General features: G+C 63.7%; 18 protein-coding genes. 15 read left to right on the top strand and 3 right to left on the bottom strand.

Annotated elements, in window-relative coordinates:
• Nucleotides 1–2 precede the first annotated feature (2 nt).
• From NKI63_RS03180 to NKI63_RS03155, 6 genes are all read left to right on the top strand, one after another.
• Entirely contained in the window at nt 3–887 is an 885-nt protein-coding gene (locus NKI63_RS03180; protein WP_352476696.1) for a dihydrodipicolinate synthase family protein, read from the top strand.
• A 39-nt stretch (nt 888–926) separates the two neighbouring features.
• A complete protein-coding gene (locus NKI63_RS03175; RefSeq protein ID WP_352505190.1) occupies nt 927–1586 on the top strand; it encodes a GntR family transcriptional regulator in 660 nt (219 codons plus the stop codon).
• Nucleotides 1587–1648: 62 nt separating this feature from the next.
• The gene (locus NKI63_RS03170; RefSeq protein ID WP_352476697.1) at nt 1649–2986 is read left to right on the top strand and encodes an ABC transporter substrate-binding protein; all 1338 of its coding nucleotides are present in this window, start codon (nt 1649–1651) and stop codon (nt 2984–2986) included.
• Nucleotides 2987–3021: 35 nt separating this feature from the next.
• Nucleotides 3022–3924, top strand: a complete 903-nt coding sequence (locus NKI63_RS03165; protein WP_352505451.1) for a carbohydrate ABC transporter permease — start codon at nt 3022–3024, stop codon at nt 3922–3924.
• Nucleotides 3925–4746: a carbohydrate ABC transporter permease gene (locus NKI63_RS03160; protein WP_352505189.1), complete on the top strand. Its 822-nt coding sequence runs from the start codon at nt 3925–3927 to the stop codon at nt 4744–4746. It begins immediately after the preceding gene.
• Nucleotides 4747–4785: 39 nt separating this feature from the next.
• Nucleotides 4786–5844, top strand: coding sequence for an ABC transporter ATP-binding protein (locus NKI63_RS03155; protein WP_352505188.1), 1059 nt, complete (start codon nt 4786–4788; stop codon nt 5842–5844).
• Nucleotides 5845–5874: 30 nt separating this feature from the next.
• Here NKI63_RS03155 and NKI63_RS03150 read toward each other — a convergent pair whose 3' ends face one another.
• Both NKI63_RS03150 and NKI63_RS03145 read right to left on the bottom strand, forming a co-directional pair.
• Nucleotides 5875–6948 (bottom strand): Gfo/Idh/MocA family protein, encoded by a 1074-nt coding sequence (locus NKI63_RS03150; RefSeq protein ID WP_502896024.1) that lies wholly within the window; start codon nt 6946–6948, stop codon nt 5875–5877.
• A gap of 60 nt (nt 6949–7008) precedes the next feature.
• Nucleotides 7009–7665 carry a GntR family transcriptional regulator gene (locus tag NKI63_RS03145; protein WP_352476701.1) on the bottom strand — a complete coding sequence of 219 codons (657 nt, stop codon included), beginning with the start codon at nt 7663–7665 and terminating at the stop codon, nt 7009–7011.
• Nucleotides 7666–7894: 229 nt separating this feature from the next.
• Between NKI63_RS03145 and NKI63_RS03140 the strand changes: the two genes are divergently transcribed.
• Together NKI63_RS03140 and NKI63_RS03135 are read left to right on the top strand one after the other, a co-directional pair.
• Complete coding sequence (locus NKI63_RS03140) at nt 7895–9052, top strand: LLM class flavin-dependent oxidoreductase (protein WP_352505185.1); 1158 nt, start codon at nt 7895–7897, stop codon at nt 9050–9052.
• A complete protein-coding gene (locus tag NKI63_RS03135; RefSeq protein ID WP_352737042.1) occupies nt 9052–9534 on the top strand; it encodes a flavin reductase family protein in 483 nt (160 codons plus the stop codon). The genes NKI63_RS03140 and NKI63_RS03135 overlap by 1 nt, the downstream gene beginning before the upstream one ends.
• On the opposite strand, the gene NKI63_RS03130 is transcribed toward NKI63_RS03135, so the two are convergent.
• Nucleotides 9519–10598, bottom strand: a complete 1080-nt coding sequence (locus NKI63_RS03130; RefSeq protein ID WP_352505183.1) for a LacI family DNA-binding transcriptional regulator — start codon at nt 10596–10598, stop codon at nt 9519–9521. The two genes, NKI63_RS03135 and NKI63_RS03130, sit on opposite strands and share 16 nt — an antisense overlap.
• Nucleotides 10599–10697: 99 nt before the next feature.
• On the opposite strand from NKI63_RS03130, the gene bglB reads away from it, so the two are divergent.
• The 7 genes from bglB to NKI63_RS03095 all read left to right on the top strand — a co-directional run bounded on the left by bglB (nt 10698) and on the right by NKI63_RS03095 (nt 19664).
• Nucleotides 10698–11798 carry a beta-galactosidase BglB gene (gene bglB / locus NKI63_RS03125; protein WP_352505182.1) on the top strand — a complete coding sequence of 367 codons (1101 nt, stop codon included), beginning with the start codon at nt 10698–10700 and terminating at the stop codon, nt 11796–11798.
• Nucleotides 11798–12628: a 5-dehydro-4-deoxy-D-glucuronate isomerase gene (kduI, locus tag NKI63_RS03120; RefSeq protein ID WP_352505181.1), complete on the top strand. Its 831-nt coding sequence runs from the start codon at nt 11798–11800 to the stop codon at nt 12626–12628. Before bglB ends, kduI begins: the two co-directional genes overlap by 1 nt.
• Nucleotides 12625–15144, top strand: a complete 2520-nt coding sequence (locus tag NKI63_RS03115; protein ID WP_352505180.1) for a hypothetical protein — start codon at nt 12625–12627, stop codon at nt 15142–15144. Before kduI ends, NKI63_RS03115 begins: the two co-directional genes overlap by 4 nt.
• Nucleotides 15145–15231: 87 nt before the next feature.
• A complete protein-coding gene (locus NKI63_RS03110; protein ID WP_352505179.1) occupies nt 15232–16500 on the top strand; it encodes an ABC transporter substrate-binding protein in 1269 nt (422 codons plus the stop codon).
• Nucleotides 16497–17519 (top strand): carbohydrate ABC transporter permease, encoded by a 1023-nt coding sequence (locus tag NKI63_RS03105; RefSeq protein WP_502896023.1) that lies wholly within the window; start codon nt 16497–16499, stop codon nt 17517–17519. Before NKI63_RS03110 ends, NKI63_RS03105 begins: the two co-directional genes overlap by 4 nt.
• Entirely contained in the window at nt 17516–18568 is a 1053-nt protein-coding gene (locus NKI63_RS03100) for a carbohydrate ABC transporter permease (protein ID WP_352505178.1), read from the top strand. The genes NKI63_RS03105 and NKI63_RS03100 overlap by 4 nt, the downstream gene beginning before the upstream one ends.
• Nucleotides 18569–18575: 7 nt before the next feature.
• Entirely contained in the window at nt 18576–19664 is a 1089-nt protein-coding gene (locus NKI63_RS03095) for an ABC transporter ATP-binding protein (protein ID WP_352505177.1), read from the top strand.
• Nucleotides 19665–19770: the final 106 nt, after the last annotated feature.

Here is a 19770-nt window from a genome sequence, read left to right as displayed (position 1 = left end):
TATTGGCTTTCCGCTTTGGTCTTTCGGTTGCCCTAACCACACCCTTCGACCCGTCGGGGCAGATAGCGCTCGCGCCGATGATCGCGCATGCCCGAGCCTGCCTTGGCGCCGGCTGCAGCAGTGTGACGCTGTTCGGCACCACCGGCGAAGGTGCCTCGGTCGGCACCGACGAGCGGCGGATCGTGATCGAGGCCATGCTGGCGGCCGGTATTCCGGCACATCAGCTCGTTACCGGCGTGCTGGTCGATGCAGCCGAAGATGCCGCCGATCAGGCCCGGCACGCTTTGCAGCGCGGCGTTCGCAACATTCTGCTGGCTCCGCCGAGCTACTTCAAGAATGTCGGCGAGGACGGGCTGTTCGGATGGTTTTCCGCCGTCTTCGCCGCACTCGGTCCGCTGGCGCGCGACGTGCTCCTCTATAACATCCCCTCAGTCACCATGGTGCCGCTCCCGCTTGGGCTGATCGGCCGGCTGCGCACCGCTTTTCCCGCCGCGGTGGCCGGGGTGAAGGATTCCGGTGGGGACTGGAGCTACAGTGAGGCGCTGCTTGAAGCGCACGGCGATCTGGTGATCCTCATCGGCGACGAACGGCATCTGGCGAGAAGCGTGCGCCGCGGCGGACAGGGTGCGATTTCCGGCATGGCTAATTTTGTTACCGGCGAAATCCGCGCAATGGTCGAAGAGGGCCGCGACGACTCACGCGTCGAGGACTTCGTGCTCGAATTGCTCAAATACCCAGTCACGCCGGCGGTGAAGGTTATGGTCGCGCGCAAGATCGGCGACGAGCGCTGGCTGGCGGTTCGCCCGCCCCTGGAGGCGATCGGCCCGCAAGGACAGCGGCAGCTTGCTGCTGCATACGACAGGCTGTTTGCGACAGAGGCGGCCTGACCGACAAGGCCGGGCTGACCGACAAGGAAGCGAGCTGAAGTGGAAGACGGCAGCGAACCGATTACTCTCCGGGAGAAAGCCTATGCCAGCTTCACGCGGCATTTGCTGGCCCGTGATCTGCGGCCGGGGCAGTTCGTGTCACAGCGCGAACTGGTCGCTTTCACCGGACTGCCGCTGGGTGCCATTCGCGAGATCGTCCCGCGTCTCGAGGCTGAGGGACTGCTGACCACCATCCCGCAGCGCGGCATGCAGATCGCGCATATCGACATCAATCTGATCCGCGAGGCGTTTCAGTTTCGGTTGTTCATGGAACGCGAGGCAGTGGCGCTATTCACGGCCAGCGCTTCTGATGCCGAACTTGCCCGCATGCGGCGCGAACATGAGGAGATGCTGGCTCAAGCTCTGGGACAGGCGCCGACGCCGGAAATGGAAGCCAAGGCCCAGAACATCGACTGGGCCATGCACGACACCTTCATCAATGCGCTCGGCAACGAGATTATCGCCAAGGCCTACCTGGTCAACTCGGTGAAAATCCGGCTGATCCACCAGGAGCGTTTCCGCATCGACGGACGTGTGGTGCCGGTGATGCGCGAACATTTGGCGGTCATCGAAGCCATGGAGAGCCGCAATCCGCAAAAGGCGGTTGAAGCGATCAGTCTGCATATCGACAATGCGCGCCGGCTGGCGCTCCAGATCTGAGGAAATATAGCCGCGCTGCGGGTTCGCGGCGCATCCACAACGACAGCAACCGGGAGGAAGAAATGTCGTCCAATCTGTTCAACCCAACCAGGAGGCAACTCCTTGCCGGAACCGCAGCGCTAACCGCTGCCGGCCTTGTGGGGCTTCGCCCCGGCTTTGCCGCAGGCGTCGACTGGAAACGCTTTGCCGGGACGACGCTTGACGTCAATCTGGTGAAAAGCCCGCGCAGCGACACCATCCTGAAATATCTTGCCGAGTTCGAGGAACTGACCGGCATCAAGGTCAATGCCGAGGCAACGCCCGAGCAGCAGCAGCGCCAGAAGACGGTGATCGAGTTGAGCTCGGGCAAGCCGAGCTTCGATGTCGTGCATCTGAGCTACCACGTGCAGAAGCGCCAGTTCGAGAAGGGCGGCTGGCTGGCCGACATCGCCGGCTATCTCGCCGACCCGTCGCTCACCGATCCGGCGCTGGTCGAAAGCGACTTCGCCGAAGCCGGCATGCTGTTTGCCAAGGACGGCCAGGGCGTGCTGCGCTCGCTACCCTTCTCGGTGGACTACTGGATCCTCTACTGGAACAAGGAGCTGTTCGAGGCCAAGGGCCTCAAATACCCCGAGACCTTCGAGCAACTGGTGGCCGCCGCCGAAGCGCTGACCGACCCCTCGACCAATACATACGGCTTCGTCGCCCGCGGGCTCAAGAACGCAAACACGCCGGTGTGGACGTCGCTGATGCTCGGCTACGACATGACGCCGCTCGATGACAAGGGCAAGCTGCGCACCGAGGCTCCCGAGGCGGTCGAGGCTGCCAAGCTCTATCAAAGATTGATGACCAAGTCCGCCCCTCCGGGCGTCACGGGGTTCAATTGGGCCGAAGCACAGTCTGCCTTCCTGCAGGGAAAGATCGGCATGTGGTTCGACGGTGTGGGTTTTGCCCCGCCGATGGAAAACCCGGAAAAGTCGAGGGTAGTCGGTAAGGTCGGTTATGGCGTCATGCCCAAGGGTCCCAAGGCGCATGCCTCGGGCACCTTCGGCGACGGGATTGGCGTTACCGCCGCCAGCGAGAAGAAGGAAGCTGCCTATCTGTTCTGCCAGTGGGCGGTATCGCCAGCCATGGGCGCGCGGCTGTTGCAGGCCGGCGCTGGCGTTCCGTTCCGCAAATCAGTGCTGGAGGATCCCAAGGTGCGCGAAGGCGTAACCATGCCGGCAAGCTGGCTCGATGCCGTGGTCGGCTCGGGCAATATCAGCCGGCTGGCGCTGCCGGTCATCATCCCCGTCACCGAATTCCGCGACATCTATGGCGTGGCGCTGACCAACATGATTGCCGGCGCCGATCCCGCCGCGGAGCTGAAGAAGGCCACCGAGCAGTTCCAGCCGGTTCTCGACAGGAGCGAGCAGGGCTGATGTCGGCCACCACCCCAGAACAGACCGGGGTGACGATGCCGGTTATCGACGGGAGCCAGACCATCCGGCTGGCTCCCAACTACTGGCCTTTCGTTGTCCCCGCACTCGTCGTCGTCGGCGCCGTCATCGTCTTCCCCTGGGCTTTCACCCTGTGGATGAGCGTCAACCGCTGGACGCTCGGCCAATCGCGGAGCTTTGCCGGGATGGAAAACTATCTCCGCCTGGCAAGCGACCCACGTTTCTGGGAATCCCTTGTTCATACGTTGACCTACACCTTCCTCTCGGTTGCAGCGCCGATGCTGCTGGGCACTCTGGCCGCCCTGATTTTCGACGCCAGGTTTCCGCTGCGCGGCTTGCTGCGCGGCGTCTTCGTCATGCCGATGATGGCGACACCCGTTGCCGTGGCACTGGTTTGGACAATGATGTTCCATCCTCAGCTTGGCGTGCTCAACTACCTGCTGTCGCTGGTCGGCATCCCGGCTCAGGAATGGATATTCAACGCCAACACGGTCATCCCGTCGCTGGTTGCGGTCGAGACCTGGCAGTGGACGCCGCTGGTCATGCTGATCGTGCTTGGCGGGCTGGCCTCGGTGCCGCGCGAGCCCTTCGAAAGCGCCGAGATCGACGGCGCGAATGCCTGGCAGCAATTCCGCTATCTCACTCTGCCGATGATCGCGCCGTTCCTGATGATCGCGGTCATCATCCGCACCATCGATGCGTTGAAGAGCTTCGATATCATCTACGCGATGACTCAGGGCGGGCCGGGCACGGCGTCGGAGACCATCAACATCTATCTCTACAACACCGCCTTCTCCTACTACGATATCGGCTACGGCTCGGCCATGGCCGTGGTGTTCTTCGTTGTCATCGTGGCCCTGTCTTTTGCCCTGCTGATGCTGCGCCAACGCTCGCAGTGGATCGATACGGAGGGCAAATAGATGAGTTCACGGCTGCTCAACCAGATCGGTCTGTTTTTCGCTGCCCTGGTTTTCGTCTCGCCGGCGATCCTGTTCTTCCTCTGGATGATCTCGTTGTCGCTGAAATTCGAAATCGATAACGGTGCCTATCCGCCGATCCTGATCCCCGAACGTTTCGCCTGGTCGAACTATGTGAAAGTGTTCGAGGAGAACAATTTCCTGCTGTATCTCTGGAATTCGGTTCTGGTCACCGGCACGGCGACCTTGCTGGCGCTGTTGATCGGCGTACCGGCCGGCTATGGCATCGCACGGCTCAAGGCTGAACGATCGGCGGTCCTCATCATGATAGCCCGCATGACGCCCGGACTATCCTATCTTATCCCGCTGTTTCTGCTGTTCCAATGGATCGGGATCCTCGGCACGCTCTGGCCGCAGATCATCATCCATCTGGTGGTGACGGTGCCGATTGTGGTCTGGGTGATGATCGGCTATTTCGAGACCACGCCGATGGAACTGGAGGAGGCGGCCAACATCGACGGCGCCAGCTCCTGGCAGGTTTTCCGGCTGGTTGCCCTTCCCATCGCCAAGCCGGGCATCGTCGTCGCCTTCATCCTGTCCGTTATCTTCTCGTGGAACAATTTCGTCTTCGGCGTAGTGCTCGCCAGCCGTGAGACGCGCACACTCCCGGTCGCCGTCTACAACATGCTGTCCTACGAGCAGGTCAGCTGGGGGCCGCTCGCCGCGGCGGCGCTGGTGGTGACGCTGCCGGTGCTGATCCTGACCATGTTCGCGCAAAGGCAGATCGTCGCGGGGCTGACCGCCGGCGCCGTCAAGGGCGGCTGAGGGCGCGTCCCGACATCACTCTTTTCCAGGAAAGATCCAATGGCATCGGTAACAATCAACAACGTGCAGAAGGCCTTCGGGGCCACCAAGATCATTCACGACGTCAGCGTCGACATCGCCGACGGCGAATTCGTCATCCTGGTCGGTCCGTCGGGATGCGGAAAATCGACGCTGCTGCGCATGATCGCAGGCCTTGAAACGATCTCCGGCGGAAAGATCGCCATCGGCGAACGTATGGTCAACAATCTGCGCGCGCGGGACCGGAACATAGCCATGGTGTTCCAGAATTATGCGCTCTATCCGCATATGACTGTTGCCGACAATATGGGCTTTGCCCTCAAGATCAAGAAAGCCGATCCGGCCGACACCGCTGGCCGGGTCCGGAAAGCAGCCGGCATTCTTGGCCTGGAAAAGTTGCTTGACCGCTATCCGCGCCAGCTTTCTGGCGGCCAGCGCCAGCGCGTCGCCATGGGCCGCGCGATCGTACGCGACCCACAGGTCTTCCTGTTCGACGAGCCGCTCTCCAACCTCGATGCCAAATTGCGCGTCCAGATGCGCGGCGAGATCAAGGCCCTGCACCAGCGGCTGGGTACCACGACGATCTATGTCACGCACGACCAGATCGAGGCCATGACCATGGCCGACAAGATCGTCGTGCTGCATGACGGCCTGGTCGAGCAGATCGGCGCGCCGCTGGACCTCTACGACCATCCGGCCAACCTCTTCGTTGCCGGTTTCATAGGCTCGCCCGCCATGAACTTCATTGCCGGCCGCATCGAGGAGGGTGTGTTCCGCAGCGCCGGCGGGTTGATCCTGCCGTTGCCGGAAGGCGCCCAGCCGGCGGATGCCGCAGGACGCGAACTCGTCTACGGCATTCGACCGGAACATATCCGGGCGACCGGGCAGGGCGTGCCGGGCACGATCACGCTTCTCGAGGCGACCGGCTCGGAAATCTTCGCCAGGGTCGACTGCTCCGGTGAAGAAATCTCCTGCCTCTTCCGAGAAAGGCTTGCGCTCAAGCAAGGCGAAGGGGTGCGGATCGAAATCGACCGCGCATGTGCGCATCTGTTCGACGCAGCAACCGGTCGGCGCATCTGACCCGATGGTTTGGTGAATGCGTGGTTGGCCTTAGGTCGGCAATGCGAATTCACCGGCGAGTTCGATGGCGCGGCCTTCGCGGGCCGATCTCTCGGCGGCGAGGCCCATGACGACGGCCCACCAGCCGTCTTGCAAGGTCACTTCCACTTTGCCTTGTCCGCGCACGGCAGCGGTGAAGCAAGCGTGCTCGAAAAAGGTCGAACCGTTATGGTCGCCTGCCTCGAGCAGCCAGGGGTCGACGGGAATCTCCAGCAGTCGTGGTCCAGGCGGATTGCGCGGGCTGACGATCAACTGGGGCACTGGCGCAGGGCCAAGGTGGGTCGGCCAGAAACGGCCTGGTCCGGGCACCAGACATTCGATCTTTCCCCCGCCGCCGACAGCGCAGAGTTCCTCCTGGTAGCGGCTGCCCTCGGCAAACATGCACAGTTCCAGCATGGCGCGCGCGCCGCTCGCGAAATCAACCAGCACATACCCATGGTCAAGGATATCCGGCCTCTCACCGCCATAGCGTTCGTCGAGATGGTTTACGGCCTGTCCAGCGCTCGCCATCACGCGGACGGGGTCGGACCCGAGGATCAGCCGCATCAGGTCGAAGAAGTGGCAGCACTTCTCGACGAACGTGCCGCCGGTGTTGCGGTTGAAGCGGTTCCAGTCGCCGACTTTGGCCAGAAACGGGAAGCGGTGCTCGCGGACCGTCAGCATGCGGATGCCGCCGGTGGCATGGCGCGCCTGCTCGACGAATGCGGCGACGGGCGGCATATAGCGGTATTCCATGGCCACCCAGACGAGCGGAAGCCGTGCTTTCAACACCGCGATTCGCCCCTCGTCGGCGGCCGCGGTGAAGAGCGGCTTTTCCACCAGCACCGGCAGTGGTCGAAGTGCGGCGATCTCCTCCATCTGACTGAGGTGATGGTGGTTGGGGCTGGCAATCAAGATGCAGTCCACCTCGTCCATCGCCAGCAGCTCGGCGATCGATGCCGCCGATCGCGCGCCCGACGCCGTCGTCAGCGACGCCGCCAACATGCCGGGGTCCGGCTCGAAGATCGCGGCCACATGCGCGTCGGGCAACAGAGCGATGTTGCGGATATGCTCGCGGCCCATCATGCCGCAGCCGATGATGCCGTAGCCGATCGATGATCTGGTCACGCTGCGTCTTGCTCCGGCCTATCTGAAACGTGTGACGTACCGCGCCGCGCCCGGATCGAACCAGCTGCGGGAATATTCTGCGCTGGCGCCATCGCCAGCCCAGGCGATACGTTCTATGAAACCCACGACCGTCCCCGGCGGTGGCCTGAACTCGAGCGGGGCCCAGTCCGGCACAGGCGCGACGGCGACATGGTCTTCGGCGCGAACGATCGAAAAGCCGAGCGCGAGCCGGTAGTGGAGATAGAGGGATTCGGACAGGTCCTCGCGCTTGAGCCTCTCGGCGCGGCTGACATCGAGCCAGATCTCTTCGACCGCGGCCGGCTCGCCGTCGAGCCGCCGCAGCCGGCGTATACGATGGGCTTCGCCGGCGCTGCCGAATTGCGGCAGGTCGGCTGGTTTGGGCAGTCGCTCGACGGATAGCACGTCGGCGCTCGGCAGGCCGCCGCCACCGATACGCTCCAGGCGAAAGAAAGCATAGATCCCGAGCAAGTCGCCGCGCGCCCGCACATAGTTACCCGAGCCCTGGATGCGGTCGAGAAGGCCCTTTTCGGTCAAATCTGCCAGCGCCCGCCTGAGCGTGCCGACGGCAATCCCGAGGCTCGCGGCCATCGCGCGCTCGGGCGGCAGCCGCGCCCCGTCGGCCAGCCGTCCGGCCGCGATTTCGCGGATCAGCATTTCGCTGGTCTGCAAGTGCACAGGCAGGGGGCCGCGCATCTGGCTGGATCGGTGGCCGGGGTCCGCCCTTGTCAAATGCATCCGGTGTTCCAATCGCATCCTGGTTTAGGGCTTGGCTCCAAAATTGATACAGTATTGATCCACACCAAAACGAATGCTACGCAAGCCCTATTCGCAGCTCCGGAGGTCATTGAAGAGTGGCCCGGACGTCTTTTTCTGAAGAGTGGCAATGAGCATCGTCCCAATCACCTCGCCGGATCTCGATGCAGCCGAAGTCTCGTGGTTCGCCGCACTCTGCTCGGACGACTATTACTATCTCGGCGTTCCGGACGACGCGCTGCGCTCGAGCTGGGCGCATTGCTCCGAGATCGTGAAGACGTCCGAGGAACTCGGTTTCCGCAACATCTTGTGTCCGTCGTCCTATCAGGTCGGCCAGGACACGCTGAGCTTCGTTGCCGGCTGTGCGCCGGTCACCTCGACGATCAATCTGCTTGCCGCTGTACGTTGCGGCGAGATGCAGCCGATCATGCTGGCGCGCACGATTGCGACGCTGGATCACATGCTGGAAGGCCGGCTGACGGTAAACATCATTTCGTCGGACTTTCCGGGCGAGGCGGCCGACAGCGCCTACCGCTATCAGCGTTCCCGCGAGGTGGTGCAGATACTGCGCCAGGCCTGGACCAGGGACAGCATCGATTTCGAGGGCGAGGTCTATCGTTTCAAGGGGCTCTCGACGGCACCGGCGAAGCCCTATCAGCAAAATGGCGGTCCGCTGCTCTATTTCGGCGGTTATTCGCCCGACGCACTCGAGCTTTGCGCCGAACAGTGCGACGTCTACCTGATGTGGCCTGAAACCAGGGTGGAACTTGCCGGCCGCATGAAAGCCGTCCACGAACGCGCCGAGCGCCATGGGCGGACGCTCGACTACGGGCTGCGCGTCCACATGATCGTGCGCGACACCGAGGCCGAGGCAAAGGAATATGCCCGGGAGCTGGTTTCGAAGCTGGACGACGAGCAGGGCAGGGCGATCCGCGAGCGCGCGCTCGACGCCCGATCGCTCGGCGTATCGCACCAGGCCAGGAACCGCCAGATCGCCGACGCCGAAGGCTATGTCGAGCCGCATCTGTGGACGGGCGTCGGGCGAGCGCGCTCTGGCTGCGGCGCGGCGCTGGTGGGCTCGACCGATCAGGTTCTGTCGGAAATCGAGGCGTATATGAAGATGGGGATCCGCGCCTTCATCTTTTCCGGCTACCCGCATCTCGACGAGGCGCGCCATTTCGGCACCAAGGTGCTGCCCCAGCTCAAGACATGCTCGCTCCCCCACGCCTATGGCCGGGTGCCGGACCGGATTCCAGCGACACCACTGGGAACGGGGGAGCGCCGCTGATGGAGCATGTCGTGTGCGATCGACGCCTTTTGCGCAATGCCTTCGGGCGTTTCGCCACCGGCGTCACGGTCGTCACCACCGGCACGGCCGACGGCCCGGTCGCAATCACTGCCAACAGCTTCTCATCCGTGTCGCTCGACCCGCCGATGGTGCTCTGGTCAATCGGCCGCCACTCGCGCCGGTTCGAAGCCTTCGCCAATTCCGCGCACTACGCCATTCACGTGCTGGCGGAAGATCAAATCGATCTGTGCTGGCGTTTTTCGAAGTCGGGCACGGACTTTGCCGATCTTGACCTGTCGTGGAGCGAGCACGGCGTGCCATTGCTGCCGCGCGCACTGGCGCGGTTCGAATGCAGCGTCGCCGACCGCTTTCCGGCTGGCGACCATATGATCCTGCTTGGACGTGTCCTTGAACTGGAGACGCAAGAGGGTTTGCCGCTGCTCTTTGCTGGCGGCAAGTCGCGCGCTCAAGAGACCAGTTGATGACCGCCGGCGACGCTCCGGGCTGGTGCCGTCGACTGGCGCACCACGAGATTGCAGGCAAGCTCGACGCGGCGCGGCGGCGACCCCGAATGGGCCATGTCGTCGAGCAGCAGGCTAAGTGCTGCCGATCCGATCTCGCGCATGGGAATGTGCATCGCCGTCAGCGGCGGGTTGCAGAAGGCAGCGAGCGGCAAGTCGTCCATACCGACCACGGACACATCGCCAGGCACCGAATATCCGGCCTCCTGGACGCCGGCGATGGCACCAAACGCCAGGCTGTCGCCGGCCGTCAGCACGGCGCTGAAATCGAGGCCGCGGGCCGCGATGCGCTCGGTCACGGCTCTGCTCGCAAGTTCCGGCAGCCAGTCCTGCACCTCGACCACGAAGTCGTCGAACCCGGCAATGCCGGCCGTGATCAGCGCGTCGCGCCAACCTTCATAGCGCCGCTCGATTGTGCGCCGGCCACGCCGCATCAGGAACAGGATGCGGCGGTGGCCGAGGCCGATCAGATGCTGCGCGGCAAGCATGGCGGCAGAGCGATTGCAGGGCGTCACGCTCGAATGGCGCATCGAGGGATCGTCGCCGTTGACGAGCACGATCGGCTTGGCGAAGCCGGCTGTCAGCGTCAGCACATCGTCATCGTCCAGCGTCAGAAACAGGCAACCGGCGACGCTGTCGTCGCGCTCGGATTCACGCAGCAGCGCGATTTCGTCCTCGGGCGCCGAAACTGGCCGGGTCACCAGTTCGACGCCCAGCAACCGGGCGCGCTCGTTGAGTCCATCAAGGACATGGTAGGTGAACTGATTGCGGGCACTGTCCACCATTGCCACGCTGCTTGCGGCCAGGATGACCTTGCGGCCGGCAACCGAGGCGGGAATGGCGTAGTTCATCGACTTCGCTATTTCGATGATCCTGGTGCGAAGCTCATCCCTCACGCCGCCGACGCCGCTCAGCGCACGGGAGGCGGTGCTGACCGACACGCCGCAACGCGCCGCGATCTCCTCAAGTCGAATGCGGCGGCTGGGGCGGCCGCGCTTGCCCTGGATATTCATCCGCTTCGTCATCTCCGGCAAAGTCATCCGATTAATGCAAAAAATTTTCAGATTGCGCAAGAAAAATAGCTGTGAAACAGTTCTGATGAAGCGGGAGAAACGGGAGGAGTGATGCCGCTATCGGCCGAACGCCTGAATTCCGCGCTTGCCAGCCTCGTGGCGGGCATGACCGGCTTGCGTCATGACGGGCGCTTCCATGAGCCGAATCTCGACGGCACGCCGGGCGACTATGTCAGCTTCGATAGCTGGGAATGGCCGCAAGGCGTCGGGCTCTACGGGCTGGTTCGGCTGTGGACGCAGACCGGCGACGATCGGCTGCTGCAGACGATCGAGGCCTGGTATGACCGACGCATCGCTGCCGGTCTCCCGGCGATGAACGTCAACACCACCGCGCCCCTTTTGGCGCTAAGCGAATTGTGGCGGCGCCGGCGCCAGCCGCGCTTCGAGCCGGTGCTGCGCGAATGGGCCGAGCAGATAGTCACCGCCTTGCCGCGGACACCCGAAGGCGGTTTCCAGCATGATGTTTCGGACCGGGTCAACGACGACGAATTGTGGGACGACACGCTGTTCATGGTGGCGCTGTTCCTCGCATCGTATGGCCAGGCTGCCGGCGAGCGTCGCTTCGTCGAGGAAGCAGAAAGGCAATTCCTGGTTCACGCCCGTTATCTCGCTGACCCGGCATCAGGGCTGTGGTTTCACGGCTGGACGTTCGCGGGACGGCACAATTTCGCCCGTGCGCGTTGGGCGAGAGGCAATGCCTGGATTACCGTCGGTATCCTCGACCTGGTGGAGTTCGCCGAAATTGCGCCTTCGGTTCGGGCCTATCTGCTCGGCGTGCTGGAGACGCAGATCAACGCCCTGCTCGAGGTGCAGGCGGGTTCGGGCGCCTGGCACACTCTGCTCGACGACCCGACGTCTTACGAGGAGATTTCCGCCACGGCCGGCTTCGGCTACGGCTTGATGAAAGCCGCGCGGCTCGGAATCGGCTCGACAGAGTGCCGTGCCGCCGGGCTCCGCGCCTTGGAAGCCGTGGTGGCGAACATCGATGACAAAGGTGTGGTTGCGAACGTGTCCTATGGCACACGCATGGGCGCCGACCTGCAGTTCTATCGCGATATACCCATCCATCCGACGGGCTACGGGCAGGCGCTGGCCATTCTGTGCCTGACCGAAGGCGCGCGGCATCTGCAGTCGAAGGTGGAGGCGGCGTGATGCGGACGCTCTATGGCGCGTCGCCGGCCGATATTGCCGGCATGGACACGGACCGGCTGAGGGCCGAGTTCCTCGTCGACGGCTTGTTCCGGCCTGGCGCGATCGAATTCGTCTACACCCATGTCGACCGCATGATCGTCGGTGGCGCGGTGCCGCTGGCCAACCGGCTGGCATTCGGCAACCGGGCCGAAGTCGGCACCCCGCTCTTCTTTGACGCGCGCGAGATGGGCATCGCCAATCTCGGCGGCAACGGCGCGGTCGCGGTGGACGGCCGGCGCTTTCACGTGGCTAACCGCGACATCGTCTATGTCGGACGCGGAGCGCGTGAGGTGACGCTGGAGAGCGACGATCCGGAGAGGCCGGCACGCTTCTACATGAACTCGGTTCCGGCCGGCGCCGATATTGCGCATCGGCTTATCGTCAGCAGCGAAGCCAAGCCGCTTGTGCTCGGCGAGGAGGCCCGTGCGAACAGGCGCACGCTGCGTATGTACATCCATCCCGAAGTGGCCCCGTCCTGCCTCTTGCTGATGGGGATCACCGACCTCGCGCCGGGCAGTGTGTGGAACACCATGCCGCCGCATCTGCATGAGCGGCGCATGGAAGCTTATTGCTATTTCGACCTCGCCGAGGCCGACCGTGTCATCCATCTGATGGGCCGGCCAGACAAGACGCGCCACCTGATGGTCGCTGACGGCGACGTCGTCCTGTCGCCTGCCTGGTCTATCCATATGGGTGCCGGCACCGGCCCCTATGCTTTCGTCTGGGGCATGACCGGCGAGAACCAGGCCTATACCGATGTCGATCCAGTTGCCGTGAAGGATTTGCGATGAGCGAGGCCGCGCAAGGCGTTCGGACGGACTTTACGCTGCGCCGGCCGCTCACGGCGGGGCAGCCTATCGTCTATTGGCGGCTCGGGTCCATCGCCGGGCAGCGCTACGACGTGGCCGACCAGCCCATGCAAGGCGAGATGGATCCCTTCTTCTTCCTGACCAAGCACAAGAATTTCATTCCGCATGAATATCCGTGCCGTACGCAGTTCGCAGCGGAACGCCGCGGCAAGCGACCACAGGTCAGCGCCGAATTCGGCGCCGAGCGCACCTGGCTGCCCTTCGCCTCACCACGCATCGACCTGTCGGGCTTCTGGTTTCGGCCGACGGTGCTTGGAACCTGGGCCGAGACCACCATCGAGGCGGCCTCGACTGGCGAGGCGCTGGTGCGGCTGCGCACATGCGGCGGCGCCATACTCTTTGCCAACGGTGGGGAAGCCGGCTGGATGGCGCCCTACGGCCGCAATCTGGAAAGTGCCGCGCATTTCAAGATCGCGCTGAAGGCCGGCCGTAACGACATTCGCGTGTGGTTCGACGATCTCGCCGAGCGCGACGCCCGCTACTATTTCCAGCTCGACTATCTATCCGGTCCGGCTGCTTCGGTGGCACTGCCGATCGAAGTCGAGAGCGGCGTTGCCGATGCGATGGAAGCAGCCCTCGACGACATGCATTTCGAGCGTCCCGCCTATGACGGCGGCGAGGTGGCGCTCGTCACCGGCGTGGCCCTGTCGCGCGAGGCGCAAGTCGAGGTCGAGATCGAAGGCGATTTCATGTCGATCGAGGCGCCGGTGCGCTTCGCCTTCGATCTGCCGGCGGGCCAGGCGCGGCTGCCGATCGCCGATACCGAGCAGCTGCCGGCCGACTTTCGCCATTTCAAGGTGACGCTGAAGGTCGCCGACCATGCCGTATCGCGTGTCTTCGGCGTCGAGATATGCCACGCGCGCCGTCAGGGCGATGCGCCAGAAACGCTTGCCGCGCGTATAGATGAAGCCCTGCGCGAGGTCGCCGGTCACGCCGAGGCCGACACCGTGCGCGCTCTGGCGCGCCTGGCGATCGGACAGCAGGGCGCCGAGACCGACGCCATGATCGCCGGCACGCTGCCGGCGATCGAGGATTGTCACGATTGCGCCGACTTCATCCTGGTGCCGCTGCTGTGGTGCCGCACGGCCTATGGCGATCGGCTGGAAGCGAGCCTGCGTGCGCGCGTCGACAACGCCATCCTCGGCTATCGCTACTGGATGGACGAGCCCGGCAATGATGTACAGTGGTACTTCTCCGAGAACCACGCGCTGCTCTTCCACACCGCCGCCTATATTGCTGGGGGTCTGTTGCCTGATATGCGGTTCGTGCGGTCGGGCCGCCTTGGCCGCGAACAGTCCGCGGTTGGAGCCGCGCGTGTACGCGCCTGGCTCGACCATTTCGAGGCATGGGAGATGGCCGAGTTCAACTCGGCGCCTTATTTCCCGATCGACCTCAAGGGCCTGTGCGCGCTCTACGCGCTGGCCCCGGACAAGGACATCGCCGAACGTGCCGGCAAGGCAATCATACGCCTGCTTGAAATCGTCGCGCGCTCGGCGCATCGCGGCATCCTCACCGGGGCGCAGGGCCGCTCCTATGAGCACACGCTGCGCGCCGCGCGTTCCCTGGAATTATCCGGCATCTGCCGCATGCTATGGGGCAAGGGCAATTACGGCATGCGCTTTCACGCGCTGCCGCAGCTGGCACTCTGCCTGCGGGATCACGATTTGAGCGTTCCCGATGGGTTGGCTGCAATTGCTTCCCTCACCGACGATACGGCGTGGGAATGGACTTTCGCGCAGGGACAAGACCGCTTCGCGCGGCTCTACCACTACAAGACGCGCAACCATGCGATGGGCAGCGCCGCTGGCTACCGCTGGAACCAATGGGGTTATCAGGAGACCGTCATTCACGCCCGGCTGGGCAAGAACCCGGATGCGCAGATCTGGATCAACCACCCCGGCGAAGTGCTGCAGTCGGGATATGGCAGACCATCATATTGGGGCGGCTCAGGCACTTTGCCCCGGCTTCACCAATACCGCGACCTCGCAATAGTCAGCTTCTCCTGCTCGGATGAACAGCCCGACTTTACACACGCCTGGTTCCCCGCAAAAGCCTTCGATGCCGTGCAAGTGGGTGGCGATCGGGCGTTCGCGCAATCTGGCGACGCCTTCGTTATGCTGAAGACGGATGTTCCGCTCACGCAGGTCGTGGCCGGCCCGACCGCCGGCAACGAGTTGCGGGCGCCGGGACGCAGGACGACATGGATCGTCCGCCTCGGTGATCGGAATGCCAATCTGCCGGCGCTCGACGCCTGGGCGGGCGCCTTTGCCGGCCTGTCTGTGCGGTCGGGTCCCGACGGCGAGTTGACCGTCGAGGATCCGGAGTACGGCACGGTGCATTTCCTGGCCGACGCAAGGATCGTGGCTGAGGGACGCACACTCGATCCGGCCAATTGGATCGTGCGCGGTGAGGCGATGCGCATGAAGCAAGGAGGATAGGGAGGAAATCGGCTGCGACGCTCAAGAGGAGAGGGCGTGGCCGCTTGAACCATCGGGGCGCCGCCCCGCTAAAGGAGGAGACGAAGCATGAATAAGACCCGCACTTTGCTGGCCGCGCTATCGGTCAGTCTGCTCGCATCGACCAGCGCGTTTGCCGGCGACGTGCGCATCATGTGGTATTCGGACGGCGTCGAGGGCGATGTCATCCAGGACATTCTGAACCGCTTCTTGAAGGACAATCCCGACATCCACGTCACGCTCGACAACGTCGCCTACAAGGTGATCCAGGAGCAGCTGCCCATCCAGCTCGAAGCCGGCCAGGGGCCGGACATCGCCCGCGTCACGAACATCAAGGAGCTTGCCCAGCACTGGCTCGATCTCAGGCCACTGGTGGCCGATCCGAAATATTGGGAGGCCAATTTCGCTGACACGCTGGACTGGATGCGCCCCGATGGCTCCAACGCCATCCCGGGTTTCATGACCCAGCTCACGCTCACTGGCGGCTTCGCCAACAAGACGCTGTTCGAACAGGCCGGCGTGCCGCTGCCCGGTGACAAAGCGACCTGGGACGACTGGATCGCCGCCGCCGCCGAGGTGGCGAAGAGCCAGCAGCTTCCGGCTGCCTTCGCCATCGACCGTTCCGGTCACCGCATTTCGGGTCCGAATGTCTCCTTCGGAGCGAACTATATCGGCCCCGATGGCATGCCGGCGAAAGTGGACGACGGCACCAAGGCGTTCGTCGGCAAGCTCGTCGACTGGACCGCCAAGGGCCTGATGCTGAAGGATACCTGGGTGTCGGCGGCAGGCTCGACCTATCGCGCGGCCGCCGACGACTTCATCAACGCCCAGATCCCGTTCTACTATTCGGGCAGCTGGCAGGTCGCCAATCTGTCGACCAAGATCGGCGATAGTTTCGACTGGGTGGCAACCGGCTCGCCCTGCGGTACCGCAGGATGTTCGGGCGTGAAGGGCGGCGCGGCGCTGGTTGCCATCAAATACACCAAGAATCCCAAGGACGTCGCCAAGGTCATGGATTATCTGGCCCGTGAAGACGTGGTGAAAGAATTCAGCGAGCGCACGCTGTTTCTGCCCGCGCACAAGGGCGTCGTAGACAAGGGCGGGCTGAAATGGGTCTCGGCCGACAAGAACGTCGGTCCGGCGCTCGACAAGTTCGTCAAGGCGGCGGGTGAAACCCTGCCGGCGGCCGATGCGCTGCCGCCGTGGAAGTGGGCCAACGCTTACTTCGCCGCGCTGGTGACGCGCGTCAGCCAAGTGATGGCCGGCGAACTCAGCCTCGACGATGCCTGGGGCAGAATCGACCAGGATATCGCCGACAAGGTTGCCGAGGCGAAGTGACCGCCGCCGCGACACTAAAGGCATGGACTGGCGCCGCGCTCGCGGCGCCAGTCGTCTGGCTGGCATCGATCGTCAACGTGCCGCTGAAGTTCTGGCAGCGCGCGACGGGCACCGGTGGCATGGCCGCGTTCTTCCTCGCGCCAAACATGGCGATCTTCGGCATTTTCGTCCTGGTGCCGATGATCATCAACTTCTTCTATTCGGCCACGTCGGGAACGGCCTACTTCCTGCAGGACCGAACCTATGTGGGGCTCGAGCAATACCGCCGCCTGCTCGATTGCGGCAACTACCTGGACACTGCCACTTGCCACGAGGATCTCTTCTGGAAGGCCGTGCACAATACGGGCCTGTTCGTCGTCGTGCAGGTGGCGCTGATGACGGCCGTGTCGATGGCGACAGCGCTGATCCTCAACCGCGAGATCGTCGGGCGCAGCTTCTGGCGCGCGGTGTTCTTCTTTCCGGTGCTGCTGTCGCCTGTCGTCACCGGCCTGATCTGGCGTTGGATCCTGCAGCGCCAAGGCCTGCTCAACCTGATCGTCCATGATCTGGGCGGCGAGCCGCACAACTGGCTGACGGACCGTTTCTGGGCTTTCACCGCCGCCGTCAGCGTTTCGGTCTGGGCACATATGGGCTTTTACACGCTCATCCTGCTTGCCGGATTGCAGGCGATCCCGCGCGACCTTTACGAAGCGGCCGAGATGGACGGCACGAAGCCGGCGCGGGTGTTCTGGCGCATCACGCTGCCGCTGCTGATGCCGAATCTGCTTGTCGTCATCGTACTGACGCTGATCCGCGCCGTGCAGATCTTCGACGAAGTCTATGTGCTGACGGGTGGAGGGCCGGGAACCTCGACCCTCTATATCACGCAGTACATCTATGAGATCGGCTTCGCCTCCCTGTTGCGCAATCCGGGGCTGGCTTCGGCGGCTTCGATCCTGATGGGGTTGGTGCTGGTCGTGCTCACCTTGGTTCAGCTGCAGGTCGGACGCCGGGGTGAGCGGAAAGGAGCCCGCGAATGAGCCGGGTCGTGACATTCCTGACCCGCCGGCGCGGCGGTCGCGGCTGGCACTGGACGGATATCGTGAGCTGGCTGTGGCTGCTCGGCGGTGTTGTCATCATGTTCGGCCCGGCCGTCTGGCTGGTGGGTTCGTCATTCAAGACGCCGGCACAGCTCGCCGAGTTCCCGCCGACCATAATGCCTTATGTCAGCCAACAGGCGACGGTCGAAGGCTACGACAAGCCGCTGGCCCTATACAGGGTGAAGTTGCCGGATGGTTCGACCAAGGTGCTGGCCGAGGTGCGGCGCATCGGCATCATGGCGCAGATGGTGGACCCGCAGGCGCCGAACGATGTCGTCAAGATCAACATCGCCGACCGGCAGCCGGTGCGCGAAATCGGCTTCGCGACGGAGAACTACACCGAGCCCTTCGTCCATTTCGACTTCCTGCGCTATCTGCGCAATTCGATTTTTGTGACGGCAATGGCGACGCTGATCACGCTGCTCACCAATTCGATGGCCGCCTTCGCCTTGTCGAAATACAAGTTCCGCGGTCGCGATCTGACGATGCTTGTTATCGTCGGTACGCTGATGGTGCCGCTGTCGGTCATCCTGGTGCCGCTCTATTCGGTGGTGGGCGCCGTTGGGCTGCTCGATTCGCTGTGGGGCGTGATCTTGCCGACCGTGGCGACGCCAACCGGCGTCTTCCTGCTGCGCCAATACATGCTGACCATCCCCGACGAGCTGCTCGATGCGGCGCGCATGGACAACGCTTCCGAATGGCAGATCTACTGGCGCATCGTGTTGCCGCTTGCAGCACCGGCGCTCGCCGTGCTGGCGATCTTCTCGGTCGTCTGGCGCTGGAACGACTTTCTGTGGCCGCTGGTGGTGCTGTCGCGCAAGGAACTCTACACACTCCAGGTCGGCCTCAATACCTATGCCGGCCAGCTAAACGTGCAGTGGCACTACATCCTGGCGATGACCGTGGTGACGATGATCCCCGTCGTCCTCGTCTTCGTCTTCCTGCAGCGTTACATCACTTCCGGCATTGCCGGCACCGGGCTGAAGTGAGGATGTCATGGGACGGATAACGCTGACCAACATCGATCGCGCTTACGGCAAGATGAAGATCTTGCACGGCATCAACCTCGACGTCGGTGACGGCGAGATGCTGGTCCTCGTCGGCCCGTCGGGTTGCGGCAAGTCCACGTTGCTGCGGCTGATTGCCGGGCTCGATCGACCGACCGACGGCAAGATCGAGATCGACGGGGTCGACGTCACCAACGTTTCGGCCGCACAGCGCGGTCTGGCAATGGTGTTTCAGTCTTACGCGCTCTACCCGCACATGAGCGTGCGCCAGAACCTCGCCTTCGGCCTCGAAAACATCCGTATGCCCAAAGCCGAGATCGACGCGCGGATCACGGAAGCGACGCGCATGCTGGAAATCGCTCCCTATCTCGACCGCCGGCCCGGTCAACTGTCGGGCGGCCAGAAGCAGCGCGTGGCGATCGGCCGTGCGGTGGTGCGCAATCCGACCGCCTTTCTACTCGATGAACCGCTGTCCAACCTCGATGCCGAACTGCGCATCACCATGCGCGCTGAACTGGCGGGCCTGCACCGGCGGCTGGCAACCACGATGATCTACGTCACCCATGACCAGATCGAGGCGATGACGCTGGCGGACCGCATCGTGGTCATGCGCTCGGGGCGGATCGAACAGGTCGGCCGGCCGCTCGATCTCTACAACGCGCCGGCCAACCTGTTCGTCGCCGGCTTCATCGGCGCGCCGCGGATGAACCTGCTGCCGGTGAAGGTGCGTTCGGCAAGCGGCGCCGAGGTGCGTGTCGAAGGTCCAGGCGGGCTCTCAGCCTCGATCCCGGCCGATGGGGTCGCGCTGAAACCGGGAGACGACGCGACGCTTGGCATCCGGCCACACGACATCCAACTTTCGAATGGCAGCAAGGGATCGGTGGAAGCGCGGGTAACGCTGGCCGAGGCGTTGGGACCGGAAACCGTTGTCCACGCCACCATTGCCGGCGACAGCAAACTGATCGCCGTTCTCAAGCAGCAGGGCGTTGAAACGCAAGGGCCGCCGATCAACCTCGCTCTGCCGCCGGAGCGCATGCATCTCTTCGATGCCGCCGGGCTGCGCGTTCCACCGCGTTAGCCTCACGCAAGGCCATCGTTAGGGGCCTCGTAGCGGCGATATCTCCGCGCAATACATGGATTTCCATGAGATGCAGCCGAGGCATGGCGGAACTAGATTTAGGCGG

The sequence above is a fragment of the Mesorhizobium sp. M0410 genome, from assembly GCF_040321435.1.
GTDB lineage: Bacteria > Pseudomonadota > Alphaproteobacteria > Rhizobiales > Rhizobiaceae > Mesorhizobium.
Note: the sequence above shows the minus strand (reverse complement) of the source record. Positions and strands in the feature narration are given on the sequence as shown.